The organism is Lyngbya sp. CCY1209, assembly GCF_035615495.1.
Taxonomy (GTDB): domain Bacteria; phylum Cyanobacteriota; class Cyanobacteriia; order Cyanobacteriales; family Microcoleaceae; genus Limnospira.
In genome coordinates, this window is sequence record NZ_JAJENU010000164.1 from 1 (window position 1) to 13754 (window position 13754).

At 54.0% G+C, this 13754-nt stretch carries 16 protein-coding genes; 6 read left to right on the plus strand and 10 right to left on the minus strand.

All coding sequences use genetic code 11. The annotated features are described in order from the left end of the window. Nucleotides 1–179: 179 nt before the first annotated feature. The 7 genes from LKE08_RS02260 to queF all read right to left on the minus strand — a co-directional run bounded on the left by LKE08_RS02260 (nt 180) and on the right by queF (nt 3904). Complete coding sequence (locus LKE08_RS02260) at nt 180–788, minus strand: SDR family NAD(P)-dependent oxidoreductase (RefSeq protein WP_324702565.1); 609 nt, start codon at nt 786–788, stop codon at nt 180–182. 249 nt (nt 789–1037) lie between these two features. Further along, nucleotides 1038–1562 carry an SRPBCC family protein gene (locus tag LKE08_RS02265; RefSeq protein ID WP_324702579.1) on the minus strand — a complete coding sequence of 175 codons (525 nt, stop codon included), beginning with the start codon at nt 1560–1562 and terminating at the stop codon, nt 1038–1040. Continuing rightward, nucleotides 1555–1851 carry a Rieske 2Fe-2S domain-containing protein gene (locus LKE08_RS02270; protein WP_324702566.1) on the minus strand — a complete coding sequence of 99 codons (297 nt, stop codon included), beginning with the start codon at nt 1849–1851 and terminating at the stop codon, nt 1555–1557. The genes LKE08_RS02265 and LKE08_RS02270 overlap by 8 nt, the downstream gene beginning before the upstream one ends. A 248-nt stretch (nt 1852–2099) precedes the next feature. Beyond that, nucleotides 2100–2651, minus strand: a complete 552-nt coding sequence (locus tag LKE08_RS02275; protein ID WP_324702567.1) for a tetratricopeptide repeat protein — start codon at nt 2649–2651, stop codon at nt 2100–2102. A gap of 112 nt (nt 2652–2763) precedes the next feature. After that, a complete protein-coding gene (rplT, locus tag LKE08_RS02280) occupies nt 2764–3120 on the minus strand; it encodes a 50S ribosomal protein L20 (RefSeq protein ID WP_324702568.1) in 357 nt (118 codons plus the stop codon). 42 nt (nt 3121–3162) lie between these two features. Then, nucleotides 3163–3360 carry a 50S ribosomal protein L35 gene (gene rpmI / locus LKE08_RS02285; RefSeq protein ID WP_324702580.1) on the minus strand — a complete coding sequence of 66 codons (198 nt, stop codon included), beginning with the start codon at nt 3358–3360 and terminating at the stop codon, nt 3163–3165. A 121-nt stretch (nt 3361–3481) separates the two neighbouring features. Continuing rightward, nucleotides 3482–3904 (minus strand): preQ(1) synthase, encoded by a 423-nt coding sequence (queF, locus tag LKE08_RS02290; RefSeq protein ID WP_324702569.1) that lies wholly within the window; start codon nt 3902–3904, stop codon nt 3482–3484. A 180-nt stretch (nt 3905–4084) separates the two neighbouring features. Between queF and LKE08_RS02295 the strand changes: the two genes are divergently transcribed. Continuing rightward, nucleotides 4085–4711, plus strand: a complete 627-nt coding sequence (locus tag LKE08_RS02295) for a hypothetical protein (protein ID WP_324702570.1) — start codon at nt 4085–4087, stop codon at nt 4709–4711. 117 nt (nt 4712–4828) lie between these two features. On the opposite strand, the gene speD is transcribed toward LKE08_RS02295, so the two are convergent. Both speD and LKE08_RS02305 read right to left on the minus strand, forming a co-directional pair. After that, nucleotides 4829–5254: an adenosylmethionine decarboxylase gene (gene speD, locus LKE08_RS02300; protein ID WP_324702571.1), complete on the minus strand. Its 426-nt coding sequence runs from the start codon at nt 5252–5254 to the stop codon at nt 4829–4831. Nucleotides 5255–5392: 138 nt separating this feature from the next. Further along, nucleotides 5393–6448: a pentapeptide repeat-containing protein gene (locus tag LKE08_RS02305; protein ID WP_324702572.1), complete on the minus strand. Its 1056-nt coding sequence runs from the start codon at nt 6446–6448 to the stop codon at nt 5393–5395. 863 nt (nt 6449–7311) lie between these two features. On the opposite strand from LKE08_RS02305, the gene LKE08_RS02310 reads away from it, so the two are divergent. After that, complete coding sequence (locus LKE08_RS02310) at nt 7312–8364, plus strand: glycoside hydrolase family 10 protein (RefSeq protein ID WP_375341395.1); 1053 nt, start codon at nt 7312–7314, stop codon at nt 8362–8364. A gap of 63 nt (nt 8365–8427) precedes the next feature. Here LKE08_RS02310 and LKE08_RS02315 read toward each other — a convergent pair whose 3' ends face one another. Further along, on the minus strand, nt 8428–8571 hold the full coding sequence (locus LKE08_RS02315) for a hypothetical protein (RefSeq protein WP_324702574.1): 144 nt from the start codon (nt 8569–8571) through the stop codon (nt 8428–8430). Between the two features lie 106 nt (nt 8572–8677). On the opposite strand from LKE08_RS02315, the gene LKE08_RS02320 reads away from it, so the two are divergent. The 4 genes from LKE08_RS02320 to LKE08_RS02335 all read left to right on the plus strand — a co-directional run bounded on the left by LKE08_RS02320 (nt 8678) and on the right by LKE08_RS02335 (nt 13712). Continuing rightward, entirely contained in the window at nt 8678–9673 is a 996-nt protein-coding gene (locus tag LKE08_RS02320; protein ID WP_324702575.1) for a glycosyltransferase, read from the plus strand. Between the two features lie 76 nt (nt 9674–9749). Beyond that, nucleotides 9750–10541: a calcium-binding protein gene (locus LKE08_RS02325; protein WP_324702576.1), complete on the plus strand. Its 792-nt coding sequence runs from the start codon at nt 9750–9752 to the stop codon at nt 10539–10541. A gap of 117 nt (nt 10542–10658) precedes the next feature. Beyond that, nucleotides 10659–11555 carry a HEAT repeat domain-containing protein gene (locus LKE08_RS02330; RefSeq protein WP_324702577.1) on the plus strand — a complete coding sequence of 299 codons (897 nt, stop codon included), beginning with the start codon at nt 10659–10661 and terminating at the stop codon, nt 11553–11555. 168 nt (nt 11556–11723) lie between these two features. Further along, on the plus strand, nt 11724–13712 hold the full coding sequence (locus tag LKE08_RS02335) for a tetratricopeptide repeat protein (protein WP_324702578.1): 1989 nt from the start codon (nt 11724–11726) through the stop codon (nt 13710–13712). The last annotated feature ends 42 nt before the right edge of the window (nt 13713–13754 follow it).

Consider the following 13754-nt stretch of genomic DNA (forward strand, 5'->3'; position numbering starts at 1 on the left):
CCAAAAAGTAGGCCCGCCCTTGGCTCGGCTCCGGTTCCGTCGGTGGCTCCGGCCGAACGTAGTCTCGGGGAACTCCCTGCAGCAAATATTCGGCCCGACCCGACAGTAGGGACCTATAGCAATGAGCGATCGTGTCTTAACACGCTCGTGGGAGCCTCGAAACCTCTAAAACCTGGATTTCAAGGCATGAAGGTGTAGAACATCACGCCGGCGGCATTGATCAGCACGTCAACACGGCCGTAACGCTCCGTGGCAATGCGAACCAAGTCCAGGACTTGTTCGCGCTGCGTGACATCCGTCGGTGCGACGAAGCAAGCGCCCCCTTGCTCCTCAATGAGTGCTTTCACTGTGTTGAGCTTGTCGGCATTCCTGGCGGCCATGACGACGGTGGCACCGTGAGCGGCCAAGGCGATCGCACTCGCTCGGTCAATGCCAGAAGACGCACCCGTGCAAATGGCCACGCGACCTTTTAACCTTTGGGATTGAATCGAATATTTTTCGGCCCGGATCAACCAGTAGGTTTTGATGCCGTCTTCGATGTCTTGGAGTTTTTTCTTAAATGTTTCAACCGTCTTTGCGATCGCGGCGACGGAATACTGTGCAGTGATTTGATCCTCCTGCGCCAGCAGACGGTCGAGTTCGGCCCGGGTGTGACGAGCGTAGCCTTCCGTGTCGTCGGAAACTTGAATCCGGATGAATGTATTGTGCTCGAAGAGATCGTAATACTCTGAGCGCATGAGCAGGTGATAGCCCTTGCTCTCGAGTACGGCCTGTTGCTCTTGGGTCAATGGCCGATCGGAGATACCATAGTCCGTGGCCAGGAATTTGCCTCTGGGCTTGAGCTCAGCTTGTGTACGTTTTCTTCGATCATGGGGACACTCATGTACTCGGTTGTGGGCCACTAGAGGCATCCGGCTCGATGCGATCGGCGGACCGGGCCTGAAGGTATCGATTAATGGCTTTCAAATCATCCGATCTGACCATCTTTTTTCCCGGTGCAATCCGCTTGTATACGTTTTCTCGGATCGCGGGGACGCTCATATACTCCATTGTGGCTGACTCGGGGGAGCCGGCTCGACGCGATCGGGGGACTCAGCCTGAAGGTATCGATTGATGGCTTTCAAATAGAGGCCATGAAAGTGATGCACTCCTTGTTCGGTTTCACCTTTGTCGTTTCCGCTACAGACGACGAAACGCCCTCCTTTTTCGTAGGCGGGTGTCTTCATGCCCCGCTGCACGCTTTCAATAATGTCGATATCTTCCTGTTGTAACACTTTGTCAATATATTCGATGGCTTCCATTTGTTGAGCCGTTGGGGTCGATTCTTGGAAGAAGAAATCGAAGGTTTCGATGGTCGTTTCAGCATCAATCGGAATGAAGTGCCAGACCATCCAATTCGGATCGCCTGGGTAACGTAGCCAGCCGGTATTGGGCCACAGCCACCAGAGGAAATGTTCTTGGACGCTTGCCCCTTCAACGTTGTAGGCCGAGTTACTGGTCGGGCTGGCGGGTCCAATTTGGCTGGAATAAATATCGTATGTTGTGACCTGGTAATTACGCATATCCAGCAATGTAATGAGATCCTTCGTTGTAAAAGGCCCGCAACAGGCCCGCGCGATCGCGGACAGCTACGACCGGTCGCCCCTGAATGTCGATGGCGATATAGTCTCCGGGATGACGGAGCCGTTCAACATGGCAGACATACTGCCAACTGTTGTAAAAGATCGCCTCCCGCTCAATTTGCAGAAAATCCGGCTTGATATAGGCCCGAGCTGGCAAGGAGTACGAACATTTGGGATCGCTATTAAAATTTTCAGTTAAGGTTTTCAGCTCACGAATTGAGACCGTCATTTTTCAACCTCCGAATCGGATTCTGGTATATGCTAGTTGATCGGGTTGGGGCTTGGGAGTTGGGTGTGTCCGGAAAATCTGATTCAGTTCAAATACAAAAAACTGAGGTGACGGCGACTCGAGTCGGGCGGGTCGCTTTTCATTCCCGGTGTGAAGGCGCGGGGTTTTCCAAGTCCCATGCTTTCCCCATCAAAAAATCTCCCCCGCGATTTTGCGGGGGAGATGATCTCTGTGGGGTGCATCGGAGATTAGCGGGGGGCGGGTTCGGAGGTGGGAATCCCCAAGCGTTTGCGGAGGGACTCGGCCCTCCGGGAGGCGATCGCATTGTCGGGATCGAGGCTGAGGGACTTTTCGTAAGCTTCCAGGGCTTGGGATGTGAGCTTTTTGCGCTCGTAGGCGTAGCCGAGATTATTGGAAGCGGTGACATAATCCGGGTCGAGCTTCAAGGCTTCCTTATACTGACGAATGGCGATATCGTATTCTTCCTTGGCGAAGTGGGCGTAACCCAAGGCATTGCAGATCATGGCGACATTCTGAGGCGGTTCTTGTTCGTCCACCGCTTTCAGGGCCTTCTGCAACACGGAAACCGCCTGAGAAAATAACTTCTTGTCGTTGTAGATGCAGCCGAGTTGGTAATACTCCTGAGCCGTTCCCCTTTCATTAGCCAACTTATTTTGTAACTGGGACAGGTTATTTTCGACCCGGCGCGTTCTAAAAATCTGGCGCAGGATAAAGAATCCGGCACCAGACAAAAAAACCAGTAATAATACTAGATAGAAAACTGCTAGATTACTATCCATACCCTGTTTCAATCGTGATGAGTACAAGAGCATTCTGAAGACGGGCAGAATCACTTCCACCCATCATTCAGTGTCGGGCTCTACCCAGTTTAACAGGTTGCTTCCCCATCCGTTAGGATTGAGCTTGAGTGGCTTGGGCGACCACTTTCCCGAAGGTCTCCGGGTCGAGGACGGCTAATTGGGCCAGCATTTTGCGGTTAATTTGAATTTCAGCTTTTTTCAGATTCCCCATGAGCTGGCTGTAGCTGATGCCGTGCATCCGGGCTGCGGCGTTGATGCGGGTGATCCAAAGCCGGCGAAAATCGCGCTTGCGTCGCCGTCTATCGCGGTAGGCGTTGCGAAGGGCTTGCATGACGCGCTGATTGGCGATGCGGAAGTTTTTGGATTGGGAGCCGCGAAATCCTTTGGCGAGTTTGAGAACTTTTTTGCGACGTTTCCGGGCGACGTTACCGCGTTTAACTCGTGTCATGGTTGCTTTTGTCCTTAAAGTTGATTCAATCGAACTATAACGTTACAAATATGGCATCATCAGACGCACGTTTTCGGCATCTCGCTCGTTGACCAGTTGCATTTTGGACAAACGGCGCTTGCGGGTGGAGCTTTTGTGTTGCAGGAGGTGGCTCTTAAAGGCTTTGCGACGGGCGAGCTTGCCACTTCCAGTCACTTTGAAGCGTCTGGCTGCTGACTTGCGAGTTTTAAGTTTGGGCATGAAATGGCTGGAATTCGACACAAGCTCTTATTATATCACGGGCGAACCGATTCTCCGGAAACCTTGTCGGGGGTTTCTGGGATTCGGTTTGTAGTGGGGGAGGAGAGTCGGGCGGGAGTCGTTACGGTTTGGTATGGCGAATTTCGACGACGGTATGAACGTTACCCCGGGGGTTGAAGTCGCCTTTGATGTAGACTTCGAGGGGGTCGCAGGCGGCGATGAAGTCGTCGAGGATCTGGTTGACGGACTCTTCGTGGGAGATGTAGCGATCGCGGTAACTGTTGATGTAGAGTTTGATGGACTTCAACTCCACCACCCGCTCGTCCGGCACGTAGGTCAGATATATTGTGGCAAAATCGGGATAACCGGAAAAGGGACATTTGCAGGTAAATTCCGGCAGGACGATCTGGACTTCATAGCGACGCCCGACCCGGGGATTGGGAAATGTCACCAGCTCCCCTTCGAGAATCTCCCGTTCACCGTATTTCATTTCTGGGGAGGGATTCGATGCGGAAAGATGGGATGCGGCTTGGGGATCGTTCATGGTTTCGATGGCGGTGGACGACAAATCTCCTCAATTCGGTTGGTATTCAGTCGGGCTGAGTGCCGGCAATTCCTTGACGAAATGGCTTCGGATTGCTCTAATGGCAAGTATTATCCATCCCGGTTGACAATTGAATTTGGCTTCATCATAGCTCAACATGACGATTAATTATTGAGTGCCATGTCAAATCCTATACAAAATCCTACCGTCTCCAATGGGACTCCCCCGGGCGGTTCGAGTCCTTATTCTCCGTCCGTGCCGATTTCCCTCTATCGGGAGGTGACGGCGGAGTTACAGGCGTCCCAGACGCTGGTGGATTCTCTCCAAACCCAGAATCAACAGCTCCTCGAGCAGAATCAAAGTTTGCGGCACGAACTCGAGCACGTGATTCGGGCGGCGAGTCAACTTCAGCAGGCGATCGAAGTGGCTCGAGGGACGAGCCAGGTGGGACTTTCCCAAATGCCCCCGTCGGTTGCTCCGGCAGCTCATCCCAGTTTCGCCGTCAATTCGGGGGAGGCGGACGCTCCGGCGGTGCCTCCCCAAGGAGTGCCGGGCTTTTCGGCGGGTGCGGAATCCCAGAGTGGCGATCGCGATTTGGTGTTTCCCCCGCCGCCGGGACAACCGCAGGGTGGAGGCCAACCCGACCTCCAGTTTTCGGAGGAACCGGAAGGACGCCTGCGGCCGGCTTCCGGGCCGGAGCGGTCCGAATTGAGCGGGGTGTGGTTGGTGGTCTCGATCGCCCTGATCGTGGTCGCCGCCTTCGGTGCAGGTTACTGGGTGGTGCGCCCCCTGCTGCAACAGCGTTAGGTGGTGCCGGACGCGGACTTTTCCCCCAGACAGAAATTCCACGATTTGCCATCGTGGAATGATCTGTTTTCCCGTCGCAAAGCTGAGGGCTGGAAACCATTTGTCCCGGGCCGATTTTTATCGGCGAACGATACCGGTTTCGACCAGGGGAGCCACCGGGGCGGCGGTACTAGCGGAGGCGTCGGGGCCGCCCAGTTCTGGCTCGAAACCGCGCTTAAATTCGCGCCAGTTGACTTGCTGGGCTTGGAGGGCAACTTCCAAATACCGAGCGGCTTTGTGAGGATTGCCCCGGCCACAGAAAAATAGGTCGGCCGCAAAGTAGCCGTATTCGGGCCAAGTATGGATGGCGATGTGGGATTCGGCCAAGGTCGCCGTCGCGGTCACGCCGTGGGGACTGAACTGATGCACGCAAAAATCTATGAGCGTTGCTTCTCCGGCCGCAACTGCATCGAGAATGGCGCGGCGAATACGTTCGGGGTCATTTAAAAGATCTGCCGGACACTGCCAGGCGTCAATGACCAGATGGGTTCCCAATTGTTTCATTCTGCGCGGTTTCACCTCCACCCGATTAGGTCTCAAACTTTATTAGTCTATCACATGGATTTCGATGCGATCGCACCCCCGGGAAAGTGTTCGGAAATCCCCGGCCGGGGGGAGATACGGCGATCGCCCGAACTCCGTTCAGTGGTGGGTCGCCCCGTTGGGGAGGATCGTCCCCTCCAGAATGGTATCGTCCAAATTAGCGACACTCAAACTCGCCCCGATCAAATTGGCCTGACTCAGGTTGGCTCCGCTCAAATTGGCGCCCCGGAGGGAGGTGAGCAGCAGTCCCGCCCCGCTGAGGTTGGCGTGGCTGAGGTTAGCCCCTCGCAGGTCGGCCTCCAGGAGGTTAGCCCCGGTCAGATTGGCTCCGGTCAGATTGGCTCCCCGCAGGTCGGCTTTGCTGAGGTCAGCGAGTTGGAGGTCGGCTTCGTGCAATGTCAGCCCGTTGAGATTCGCCTGTTGCAGGTTCGTCCCCCGCAAATTGGCGCCGCCGAGTTTGGCGCCGTTCAAATTAGCCGCTCGTAAATCGGCCCCTTCCAAATTGGCGCCGGTCAGGTTGGCGAGGCAGAAGTTGGCGCGGTGCAGGTGGGACTCGCTCAGGTCGGCGGCCGTCAGGTCCGCTCCGCTCAGGTTTCCCCGGCAGATGTGGGCGCGGATGAGGCGGGCCGAGTTCAAATTGGCGCCGCTGAGATCGACTTCGCTCAAAATCGCCCGGGTCAAATTGGCCTTTCGGAGGTCGGCGGCATTGAGAATGGCCCGACTCAGGGTCGCCCCGACGAGGACGGCCTCCGCGAGTTGGGAACCGTTGAGCAGGCAGGTTCCGATCAAACTGGCGCCGGTCAAGTTGGCGCCGGTCAAGTTGGCGCGGGACAAAATGGCGCCGGTCAAAATGGCCCCGCTCAAGTCGGCCTGTTGCAAGCAGGTTCCGGCGAGGCTCGCGCCGCTGAGGGTGGCGTCGATCAAAACGGCCATCGACAGGTCGGCGCCGTTGAGATCGGCGCGATTCAAATTGGCGGCGACCAGGCGGGCTCGAACCAGACAGGCGTCCGTCAGGTCGGCGCCCGCCAGGTCGATGCGGTTCAGGGTGGCTTTTTTCAATGCTGCCGCGGTCAGGGAGATGCCGCCAAAGTTTCGTTCTCCCCGGGCGTATCGAGTTAAAAGTTTGTGGGCGCTAACTGTTTCACTAGCCTTCATACAAAATCAGAAATTGACTTGAATCTGTTGAAACGGAAAATCTTCGATCGACTCAACCCAAACCGGTTCGTAGGGCGAGCGTGCGAACCGTTCGGTTCACAAAATGTCAAGTCGCCGATCTCCGGGCGATCGGATCGGAAATGGGATTTCGCGCCAACTCGGATCGGCCGTCGAAAATACTCTAAAACAACCGCCTGTCGGCGACTGTATCGGACGTTGCCAGAGATATCGACCGTCTCCGAAGCCCGGTGAGGTCGGGACAATCCCATTCAGCTCGTATCGCCGGCAACGAGTCTGTAATATTCCAGGGATGCCCGACACCGGATCGATGGTGGGGTTCGGTGGGGGCGGCTCGGGGTGGGGAAGCGATGATTTTCGGCGTGAAGCGATCGGCTCTCGGGCTGACCGGGAGGACGGGGGGTCTGTCGGTCGCCCGTCACGAGGGATTGAAGAGATGGGGGACGGTCAAATTCGGCGGCTGAGGTGAGTATCTCGGAGCATGGCAGATGTCGGGGGAGAATTCTACTTCCCCGCCCCACCCAATCGGACCGATCGCGATTTGCAACTCCCATAAAAAGTATGTTCCTTTCCCCATTGCTCGAACCTGATGCCTCGGACGTGCGTTCACTGCTCGGGGACTCATCCCAGGAGGGAGCAGGAGCCGGGGAATCTGTCAATTGATTGGTTGACTTCGATACATTGTTAAAATTGCCCCTGAGTTAAGGATAATGTCTGGGAGATAAACTGGGCAAGGTGCGCCGCTCGAATTGAGTCGGGCGACAAGGGTCAACTGTGCGGATGGGGGGGTTCGCCACCCGAAAATTCTCAACATGGAGATCGAGTTAACGGAAACAGGAGGTAGCATGGAAGTTCGTGGCGTCTGGCTCACCAGTACGGATAGCAGGGTTCTCTACTCTCGACCCGCGATCGCCCAGGCGATGGAGTTTTTGGCCGATACGGGTTTTAACGTGGTGTTCCCGGTGGTGTGGAACAAGGGAGTCACCATGTACCGCTCTCAAGTGATGAGCCAAAATTTCGGGGTGGAGATTGATTTCTATGCCAGAGGACGCGACCCCCTGGCGGAGGTGATCGAAGAGGCTCACCGGGTCGGACTGAAGGTGATTCCGTGGTTCGAGTACGGGTTCGCGAGTTCTTACCAGCAGAATGGGGGACGCATCCTTACCCGGAAACCTCACTGGGCGGCGATCGATGCCCGGGGCAATATGGTGGTCAAAAATGGGTTCGAGTGGATGAATGCCCTGGACCCGGAGGTTCAGAATTTTATTTTGAGTTTGATTTTGGAGGTCGTCCGCAAGTACGATATCGACGGGATTCAGGGGGACGACCGGATGCCGGCACTGCCCTCGGAGGGGGGATACGATCAAAAAACGGTTCAACGTTACATTGACGAGTTCGGCCGCCAGCCGCCTCTGTACCACAAGGATTCGCAGTGGTTGCAGTGGCGGGCGAATATTTTGACGGAGTTTCTGGCCCGTTTGCGGCGGGAGGTGAAGGCGATCAAACCTAACTTGCTGATTTCGATGGCGCCGAGCGTCTACAGTTGGGGGTTGAATGAATATCTCCAGGACTATATCGCCTGGATCGATCGCGATTTGGTGGACATGATTCACCCGCAGTTGTACCGCCGCAATTTTTGGAGTTACAAAGGTTTGGTGGATAAGTTGGTGGATGTCCAGTTTAGGGATTGGCAGTTGCCCAAACTTTCTCCGGGTCTTTTGGTTCGGGTGGGGTCTTACCACATCAGTCCGGACGATCTGTTGAAGGCGATCGATTACAACCGATATCGGGGCGTTAGGGGGGAGGTTTGTTTCTTTTACGAAGGACTCAGGCAGAATAATGATGCGCTGGCGAATGCGTTGAAACGGGGGCCCTATGCGAGTCCGGCTCGGCTGTAAAGTGGCGATCGCTCTGGGGTTGGGGGCAATGGATCGCCCCCATTTTTAGTTTGATATTACCTTTTATGATAATTCCCATTCTAGAATTTCTCGCAAAGCAGCGATCGCTTCTAATGTGACTTGAAAAGAGTCTTGCAAGATTTTTAAATAAAATTCTGCTTCGATTTTATCCAAGACCCGATCGCCGCAAGAAGTATGCCAAACCATAATTGCAAAATCTGATCTAATAACTCAGATGTACAAATCCATTTTACCTGACGATTCCGATCCTGTCACTTCCAGTGGTCATCCGCCGTCTGAGCCATTGCCACTGGTGAGTGTTTGTATTCCGACTTACAACGGGGAGCGGTTTTTGGCGGAAGCGATTTCGAGTGTGTTGCTGCAAACGTATCCGGCAATTGAGCTAATTATTGCTGACGATGGTTCGACGGATGGGACGATCGCGATCGCCTGTTTATTTCGAGAAAACGCCCCTGTCAATATTCGGTTAATTGTTCAGGAAAATCAAGGGATTGCCGACAATTGCAATGCCGGCATTTCCCAGGCTAATGGAAAGTATATAAAGTTTGTATTTCAAGATGATTTATTGACATCTGACTGCATCGAAAAAATGGTGGATGTCGCCGAACAAGATCCGCAAATTGGTCTGGTTTTTTCCCGGCGAGAGATGGTGTTTGATGACGGGGCGGAAAATGACCCAAATTTGAGGATGGTTTACGAGAATTTCCGGGATTTGCAGCGGGGATGGTCGAATTTGAAGCCGCTGCAGTGGGGGCGAGAATTGCTGGCAGATTCGCAGTTATTTGAGCATCCGATCAATAAAATTGGGGAACCTACGACGGTTCTGCTGCGTCAGGAAGTATGCGATCGCGTGGGAGGATTCGATCCTCACTTAAATCAGTTGGTCGATCTGGATTTGTGGTGGCGGATTTTCGCCGTCGCCAAGGTAGGTTTTATCGACGAAACCCTATCTTATTTTCGGCTGCACGATCGCCAGAAAACCTGTCAAAATATGCGGGAGGGGACAGATACAGATCTCGCTTTTTTTGAAAAGGTTTGTTTTGCGGATGAGTATCAATTTTTATCACCGGCACATCGGATCAGATCGCTGCTTATTTATACGACGATTTTAAACCACGAGTTGCGGGGAGGTGAACCGTCCAAATTGGAGGCGTCGAGGCGGCTGCGTCGGGTGAGGCGATCGCTGGCGGAAAAATGGCTCGGTTTATCCAACTTGAAGGAAACCGATTTGATAAATTTGGCAGCAATCCGTCAGATACTTGGCAATGGCGAACTTTGCGACCCTTGAAAAAACCGATAAATTCATTCATTATCTGTGTTAAACTGGAACCATTTGCAAAATATTGTGTTGAGGATGTTGAATTATGGCAACGTTTTTAACTCCGAGTATAAACTTGGGGATTTTGGGGATCAATGCCCTGCTCGGTTCGCCACAAGATGATATTATTTTTCTCACTCCCGGACAAGTGTTGCCCCACCCGGATGGCGTGTTGCTTTTAGCCGGAAATGACAGTCTACAATCTCCGGAAACGATCAACGAACCGGTACTCATCAATGGCAACCAAGGGTTCGATACTATTTCTGGGGGGAATAGTGGCGATCGATTATTTGGGGGGCAAGATGGCGATCGCATTTTCGGCGGATTAGGAAGAGATAACATTTTTGGAAATCTCGGGAATGATTTCCTGGAAGGGGGAAGGGATCAAGACTCTATCTATGGCGGACAAGATAATGATACGGTCGTCGGAAATGAGGGCGACGACATTCTCTATGGCGATCGCGGAAATGATGTTTTAGATGGCGGTTCGGGTCGGGATACGCTAATCGGCGGTTTCGACGATGACATCTACATTCTCGACGCGGATGAAGCCAGTTCCCGGCTGGCAGACGTGGATGAAATTCGCGGATTTACCGCCAATAACAATCTCTTGCTGGGGGATAAAATTGATGTCCTCGGCTTGTCCAATCTTGACGAGATCGACACATTGAGTTTGGAACGCGATCGCCCGGACTTGTCCCCCGGTCAAAATGATGTCAACGGCGACGGATTGAACGATATCATTCTTGAATTAAATAATGGCGATTTTCTGGGGGTGATTATCAACGATGGGAACCTACCCCGGCGATTACTCATCGACTTCGACTTTCTACCCTAATCGCAGTGTGGGAAGGAATGATAAGATAGACTCACTTGATTTGGGTGTAGGTTTTAAACGGTTCGACATCGGTCGATTCACTCAAATTCACTTCCACCCTTACAGCAGGTGTTTGATATGGACAACAACGCCAAACCCAATTTTGCTTCGCCCAAATTGGCTTTACTGTGCCTTTCTGTCGCTCTGTGCTGGGTGGGGACGACGGCAACCCAGGCGACGGCGACGGCAAAAGCGATCGCCCAAATTGAAGAACTCGGCAGCGACAAGCGTCAAAACCGACTCGCGGCGGTCAAAGCCCTGAAACAGATGGGTTCTGCGGCGGTTCCCGTGTTGGTGGAAGCCCTCGGAGATGCTGACCCCGCCATCCGGCGCGCCGCGGCCTACGGCTTGGGTTCGATGGGATCGGAGGCGGGGGAAGCCCTGCCGGCCCTGCTGTCGAGCCTCAAAGATGCCGATCCGGCGGTGCGGATGGATGTGGCGGTGGCCCTGAAACAGGTCGGACCGGCTTCCCCGGCGGTTCTGGAGGCTGCGATCGCGGATCTGGCGGGAGCCCTGGACGATGAAAATCCCGCCGTCCGCCAGGGGGCAGCCTTCGGCCTGGGAACCCTGGATCAGGCGGCGGCGGTGGCGGTTCCGCAACTGATCGCCGCCCTCAAAGATGCCGACGAGGAGGTTCGCATCGGCGCCGCCATCGCCCTGCGTCGCGTCGGGGAACCGGCGGTTCCCGCCCTCCGGAAAGCCCTCGAAGACAGGGATATGCAGGTCCGCACCAAAGCCGCCTTCGCCCTCGGAAAAATCGAAGCGGCCCTGATCGCCCCCATGACCCGAGCCCTGGAAAACAGCGATCGCCAGGTGCGGCGGGACGTGGCTAAATCCCTCGAAACCCTCTCTTCACCCCGCATCGCCCAAGGAAACCGCCCGTCTCCGGGGGGATGTGGGCCCATCCGCCCCAATTCTGGCCCGAGTCCGTCCCCCGGCGGCAGTGCTCCCATCCGTCCGAATGGGTTCAGATAAAGTGGGGGATCAATTGATATAGCAATTCTTTAATCATTCTGAAAAATATCAGGCCCCCAAACCCCCAATTCTGGGGGCTTTGAGACGATCGAAATTTCACGAATCATTTCACACTGCTATAGTTGATAATCGATCATTTTCAATTGTCGATTTTCCCGATACCTTTGTATGATTGATACGGGTTTTAAAAGGGCAAATCTTCACTATCAGTCTGGATGTCGGCTGATGGAGTCGGGACAGTTGGCGGCGGCGGAGTCGGAGTATCGGCAAGCGATCGCCATCTGTCCCGATCTTTGTTGGGGTTATTTGGGTTTGGGCGGTCTATTTTTGCTGCAAAATCAACCCGAACGGGCGATCGCAACCTACGAAGAAGCCCTGGAAAAAACGGTCGCTCCGGAACTGTTGGAAGCTTTAGGACTGGCTTGGGTCGCCGCGGGAAATGCTCGCCGGGGATCGTTTTATTTTGCCTCCGCCGCCCACCATCGGGGGGAATATGAAACCGCCCTCCGTCACTATCGAGAATTCCTGCAAAATCAGTTCGAGAATTTGGAGGTTTCCCTCGCCCTCGCCGACTGCTATCAAAAACTGAATCGATACCGAGAGGCGATCGCCATTTATCGAGCTCTGATCGAAACCCTTCCGACGGCGACGGAACCTTACATTCCCCTGATGGCGGCATTGCAAGAAACGGGCAAAATCGAAGAGGCGATCGTGATCGCCGAAACCGCCCTGAAGCAATTTCCAGGTAACATTCCATTGAAGTTTGCCAAACTGCGACTGCTGCCACTTCTCTACAAGAATCCCGAAGAAATTATCGCCTATCGCCGACGGTTTGAACGAGATTTGACGGCTTTAATTGCGAAAACGCCAATTGACGAAACGGAAACCCTGCGAGGGGTCGGGGATGGGACAAACTTTTATTTGCAATATCAGGGAGATGAGACCCTCTTTAAAAACGAACTATCCGAGAAAGAGTTGCAGCGAAAATATGGGGAATTCGTGCATCGGGTGATGGTCGCCCACTATCCCGGCTGGGGACAACCTCCAGTTATTGAAAAACGGGGTAAAATCAGGGTCGGCTACGTCTGTTCGTTCTTGCAGTGGCACACCGTCGGCAATTTATTTTTGGGTTGGGTGAAGGAGTTGGATCGCGATCGCTTCGAGGTTTACTGCTATTATACCGGGCGGGAATGCGATCGCATGACGGAGTTGTATGAATGGTACGCCGACCGCTTTTATCACATCCCCAATGACCTGGAAAAAGTCGCCCAAACCATCCACCGCGATCGCCTGGATATTCTGGTATTTTTAGAACTGGGAATGTGTCCCCAAACCCTGCAACTGGCGGGGCTGCGACTCGCCCCGGTTCAGTGTGCAACCTGGGGACATCCGGTGACGGCGGGATTTCCGACGGTCGATTATTTTATCTCCGCCGAACTTCTCGAACCCCCCGAGGCCCAAAATTATTACGGCGAAAAATTGATCCGGTTGCCGCATTTGGGAATCTCCATTCAACCGCCCCAACTCCCGGAGCTTGAAAGGCGGCGATCGGATTGGAATTTGTGGGAAGATGGGACGATCTATTTATCCTGTCAATCTTTGTTCAAATATTTACCACAATATGATATAATTTATGGTGAAATTGCCCGCATGGTGCCACGATCGCAGTTCGTTTTCATGTCCCACTGGAACTCGGAAATTACCGAACAGTTTCGCGATCGCCTGTATGCAGCATTTCGGCATTTGGGGCTTCGGGGCGAGGATTGCTGCATTTTTTTACCCCGCCTCGAATATTCGGAATATCTGCAACTTCACCGGTTGGTTGATGTCGGTTTGGATACGTTCCAATTTACCGGATTTGCGACGACATTGGACGCGATCGCCTGCGGTTTGCCGATCGTCACCCACGAGGGAAATGTGATGCGTGCTCGCCAGTCGGCGGGGATTTTGCGGCGGTTGGGAATTACGGAAGCGATCGCCAAAACTGAGGCGGAATATGTGGAAATTGCGGTGGAGTTGGGGTTACACTCGGAAAAAAGGGAGGCGATCGCTCGGGAGATCGAAAAAAATCGATCTTGCCTTTACGACGATCGCGACTGTATTCGAGGATTGGAACGGGTTTATACGGAGATCCTCGAACCACTTAAAAACAGATGATCTCCCCCGCCCCATCCCCCCCAGCCCCCATCCCCCCCAGCC

What these genes read in the sequence shown, in the direction of transcription:
- LKE08_RS02265 (WP_324702579.1), bottom strand. Translation starts at nt 1,562, where the DNA reads ATGCGTAATTACCAGGTCACAACATACGATATTTATTCCAGCCAAATT.
- LKE08_RS02270 (WP_324702566.1), bottom strand. Translation starts at nt 1,851, where the DNA reads ATGACGGTCTCAATTCGTGAGCTGAAAACCTTAACTGAAAATTTTAAT.
- LKE08_RS02275 (WP_324702567.1), bottom strand. Translation starts at nt 2,651, where the DNA reads ATGGATAGTAATCTAGCAGTTTTCTATCTAGTATTATTACTGGTTTTT.
- rplT (WP_324702568.1), bottom strand. Translation starts at nt 3,120, where the DNA reads ATGACACGAGTTAAACGCGGTAACGTCGCCCGGAAACGTCGCAAAAAA.
- rpmI (WP_324702580.1), bottom strand. Translation starts at nt 3,360, where the DNA reads ATGCCCAAACTTAAAACTCGCAAGTCAGCAGCCAGACGCTTCAAAGTG.
- queF (WP_324702569.1), bottom strand. Translation starts at nt 3,904, where the DNA reads ATGAACGATCCCCAAGCCGCATCCCATCTTTCCGCATCGAATCCCTCC.
- LKE08_RS02295 (WP_324702570.1), top strand. Translation starts at nt 4,085, where the DNA reads ATGTCAAATCCTATACAAAATCCTACCGTCTCCAATGGGACTCCCCCG.
- speD (WP_324702571.1), bottom strand. Translation starts at nt 5,254, where the DNA reads ATGAAACAATTGGGAACCCATCTGGTCATTGACGCCTGGCAGTGTCCG.
- LKE08_RS02305 (WP_324702572.1), bottom strand. Translation starts at nt 6,448, where the DNA reads ATGAAGGCTAGTGAAACAGTTAGCGCCCACAAACTTTTAACTCGATAC.
- LKE08_RS02310 (WP_375341395.1), top strand. Translation starts at nt 7,312, where the DNA reads ATGGAAGTTCGTGGCGTCTGGCTCACCAGTACGGATAGCAGGGTTCTC.
- LKE08_RS02315 (WP_324702574.1), bottom strand. Translation starts at nt 8,571, where the DNA reads ATGGTTTGGCATACTTCTTGCGGCGATCGGGTCTTGGATAAAATCGAA.
- LKE08_RS02325 (WP_324702576.1), top strand. Translation starts at nt 9,750, where the DNA reads ATGGCAACGTTTTTAACTCCGAGTATAAACTTGGGGATTTTGGGGATC.
- LKE08_RS02330 (WP_324702577.1), top strand. Translation starts at nt 10,659, where the DNA reads ATGGACAACAACGCCAAACCCAATTTTGCTTCGCCCAAATTGGCTTTA.
- LKE08_RS02335 (WP_324702578.1), top strand. Translation starts at nt 11,724, where the DNA reads ATGATTGATACGGGTTTTAAAAGGGCAAATCTTCACTATCAGTCTGGA.